Annotated in this window: 5 protein-coding genes; 4 read left to right on the forward strand and 1 reads right to left on the reverse strand. The window is 63.6% G+C overall.

All coding sequences use genetic code 11. The features are described from left to right. The coding region (locus EOA36_RS30860) for a diguanylate cyclase (protein ID WP_127280694.1) at window positions 1-145 on the forward strand (145 nt) is incomplete at its 5' end. Between the two features lie 209 nt (window positions 146-354). On the opposite strand, the gene EOA36_RS30865 is transcribed toward EOA36_RS30860, so the two are convergent. Then, window positions 355-2,184: an ATP-binding protein gene (locus EOA36_RS30865; protein ID WP_127280695.1), complete on the reverse strand. Its 1,830-nt coding sequence runs from the start codon at window positions 2,182-2,184 to the stop codon at window positions 355-357. A 153-nt stretch (window positions 2,185-2,337) separates the two neighbouring features. Here EOA36_RS30865 and EOA36_RS30870 point away from each other — a divergent pair, with 153 nt between their 5' ends. The 3 genes from EOA36_RS30870 to EOA36_RS30880 all read left to right on the forward strand — a co-directional run. Further along, complete coding sequence (locus EOA36_RS30870; RefSeq protein ID WP_127280696.1) at window positions 2,338-2,901, forward strand: XRE family transcriptional regulator; 564 nt, start codon at window positions 2,338-2,340, stop codon at window positions 2,899-2,901. 4 nt (window positions 2,902-2,905) lie between these two features. Continuing rightward, window positions 2,906-3,214: a hypothetical protein gene (locus EOA36_RS30875; RefSeq protein ID WP_127280697.1), complete on the forward strand. Its 309-nt coding sequence runs from the start codon at window positions 2,906-2,908 to the stop codon at window positions 3,212-3,214. A 44-nt stretch (window positions 3,215-3,258) separates the two neighbouring features. After that, window positions 3,259-3,575: GNAT family N-acetyltransferase (locus EOA36_RS30880; RefSeq protein WP_145969389.1), on the forward strand; the 317-nt coding region annotated here is incomplete at its 3' end.

The following is a 3,575-nucleotide window of genomic DNA, read 5'->3' on the forward strand; positions in this document are numbered from 1 at the left end:
CGGCAACAATGTCCGGCTCAAGATCACGACCAGCGTCGGCCTCGCCGTATGGGACCGCAAGGAAACCGCCGAAGAGTTCTATCGCCGCGCCGACCGCCAGCTCTACGAAGCGAAGAGGCAAGGCCGCAATCGCGTCTGCGCCTAAAATCCCGAAGAAGAATTCATGAGGCCGGTTGCCTGATGCGGCTTTCTCGACTTCCCCGTTCTACTGCGTCGCAGTAGAACTGAGCTCACGGACTGAATGTCCGCTCCGCTCCGGCTTCTCGAAAGCCACGTCATTCAATTCGGCCTGACGAATTCCCTTTCGGGATTTGGCCAAGCGTGAATGCCGATGAGATCAGAGACCTGTTAGGTTCAATCGTTCTGTGGGCGCAGGCCGAAGGTCGCGGGTTTGAGGCCGTAGCGTGTGTCGAAATCTTCGTCCGACTGCACGCGCGCCGTCGCCGGCGGTTTGCGGTAGTCGGGATCGCCGGCCTGGCGGCCGGAATCGACCACCTCGGCAAATGGTATCGCCTGGCTCTGTGGCTTCGGCACGTTGCGCAGCCGCTCCACGATCGCCACCAGGTCGACCTCGCCGGCTTTCGTCACTTCTTCCTCGTGCTTGGCCGTGCCAGGCAGCAGGTGAGCGGGCAGTCTTTCGAATTTCAGCCGCATGGTCGTCGCCACGCCTTCGCCGAAGGCGATCGCCTCGCGCTGCCCCATGGAAGACAGGAAGGCGAGCGTCGAGGCGGACGAGTCGGCGATTGCCGAGCGGATGATCGCCTGGTCCTGCTCGTTGGCAAGCCGCATGGCGAAGAAGGTCGAGCATTGCGACAGGATGGTCGGGTCCAGCTCGCCCGGGCGCTGGGTGACGACGCCGAGATAGCAGCCATATTTGCGGCCTTCCTTGGCGATGCGCGACAGCGCATGCCGGGTCGGCGCGAAGCCGAGGCGCGAATCGGCCGGCATGTAGCGGTGCGCTTCCTCGCACAAGAACAGGAGCTGCAGCTTGCCTTCGCTCCACAAAGCGAGGTCGAAGGCCAGGCGCGCCAGCACGGAGCAGACGGAATTGACCACTTCCGAGGGCATGCCGGCCATCTCGAAGCAGGTTACCGGGCGGCCATGGTGCGGCACGCGGAAGATGTTGCCGATCGTCTCGTGGATGGTGTCCTCGATCAGGCGCGAATTGAACATGAAGCGGTAGCGCGGATCGGCAGCCGCGGATTCGATGCGCGTCTTCAGCGATTTGAGCGTCGGGCGATCGTTCTTGCTTTCGAGCATGCCCATGCGCTCGTCGATCTGCTTGAGCAGGTCGGCGATGCGGTAAGGCACCGGCGTATCGGCGGTCAGCGCATCGTTGCCGCGCCTGAGGTAGGCGCCTGAATTGGGGTTGCGGTAGAGGTTCTTGGCCAGCGGAACGAGGTCGCGAAGGGCGTCGATCTCTTCCGGCACCGTTTCGCGTCCGCGAAACAGCACTTCGGCGAATTCCTCCAGCGTGAACATCCAGAACGGCAGGTCGAGCGTCTTGGAATCGACCCGGACGCAATATTCGGGCAGCGAGGCGGCGAACTCGTTGTGCGGATCGAGGATCAGGATCCGCAGGTCGGGTCGCGCCGCGATCGACTTGCGCAGCAGCAGCGACACGGCGGTCGACTTGCCGACGCCGGTCGTGCCGACAATGGCGAAATGGCGCGCAAGCGTATCATCGATGGCGATGTTGGCGGCGATGGCCTCGTCCTGCGCCAGCGAGCCGATGGTGATGGAATGGCGGCCGGCCAGGTCATAGACGGCCTGCAGGTCGCGGGTGCGGATACGGTGCGCGACGGCGCCGATATGCGGATAGCTGGTGATGCCGCGGTCGAAGATCGGCTTGGCGCCGGGTTCGGCGCCGTCGCGCACTTCGCCGATCAGTTCGATGCTGACCTCGATGGCGTTCTGGCCTTCATTGCTCCAGGCCCGATCCGACTTGCCGATCGCATAGACCAGGCCAACGGTGCGCGTCGTGCCCAGATTGATGGAGATCATCTTGCCAACCGTCCACAGGCCGGTGATCGCACCGTCGACATCGTCGGCATAGGCGCTGATTGTGGCGCGCGCGCCGTCGCATTGCACGACGTTGCCGAGGATGCGCCGGTCGTTCTGCTCTGCGTTGCGGCGCTCCTGCGATGTCGGTTCTCCGACGGAAGCTTCGCGTTCGACATACATGGACAGGCCAATCCCCATTTCCCTGGAGACGGAGCCTACAGGAACGGGGTTAAGGTCGGATGAGGTCGGATGGTGTAGAGAGGATTAAGGACCCTGTGAAAATTATCGTGAGATGGCTCTTCACCTGTCTTGTTGTTTCGCTATAATGGACGAATGGATGATATAGCGAACGATATTTCCTCGACCATCGGCAAGAGGATCCACGCCGAGAGGATCATGCGGGACTGGTCGCTGGCCGAACTCGCCGAACGGTCCGGCGTTTCCAAGGCGATGCTGAGCACGATCGAGCGCGGCATGACCAGCCCGACGGCCGCACTTCTGGTGCGCATTGCGGCGGCCTTCGGCATGACGCTGTCGACCCTCATCGCGCGCGCGGAACTGCAGAGCGGGGGACTGCTGCGCGCGGCCGACCAGCCGGTATGGCGCGACCCCGATACAGGCTATGTCAGGCGGCATCTGTCGCCGGCCTGCGACATGCCGCTCGAACTGATCAAGGTCCATCTGCCTGCGGGCGCGAAGGTCAGCTTGCCCGCGGCTTCCTACGCCTTCATCAAGCAGCAGATCTGGCTGATCTCGGGAAAACTCGAATTCACCGAAGGCGATCAGGTGCACAGGCTCGAACCGGGCGACTGCCTGGCGCTCGGGGCGCCGTCGGATTGCACCTTCCATGCCCTGGAGCCGGGCGCCGACTATCTCGTCGCTCTGGTCAGGGGCTGACGTCATGGCAAGACGGCCTACGCGCTCCCACAATGGGGGGCCGCCTCTTGACGAGTACAAGGGGCCGCCATGGGGCAAGGGCGACCCTTACATCTTCCTGGCCTGGCAGGCGGCGCACGCCAAGGCGTGGAAGGCGCCAAGCCGCGACGTCATGCTGATGCGCATGGACAAGGCTGAGCGGCTGGGCCTGACCTATGAGGAATACACGCTCGAAATCCTGGAGCGCGGGCGACATCTCAGTGAAGAAGACACCGAACGCATCAGCGCCATCAAGGCCGCGCGCAAGCGCCGGCGGTCGCACCATCTCGAATGACGCCGGCGCCATCGACCCCGGTAATCGTTTCCAGAGGACCAGGTATGAATACCATCGAAATCGGGCCGTTGACCGCCAGCCGGGAAACTCTTGCAATGCTGACCGATCTGCTGGTCGAAACGGTTGCCGCCGGCGGATCTGTCAGCTTCATGCATCCGCTGGCGGCGGAAGCGGCAAGGGCATTCTGGGAGACGTCGCTGGCCGCGGCGGCACGAGGAGAAAGAATGGTGCTCGGGGCCTGGGACGGCGGGGCTCTGGTCGGGACGGTCACCTTGCTGCTCGACTGCCCGCCCAACCAGCCGCATCGGGCCGAGATCGCCAAGCTGATGACATCAGTCGAATACCGGGGCCGGGGTGTGGG

This window comes from Mesorhizobium sp. M8A.F.Ca.ET.021.01.1.1 (genome assembly GCF_003998025.1).
Taxonomy (GTDB): Bacteria; Pseudomonadota; Alphaproteobacteria; order Rhizobiales; family Rhizobiaceae; genus Mesorhizobium.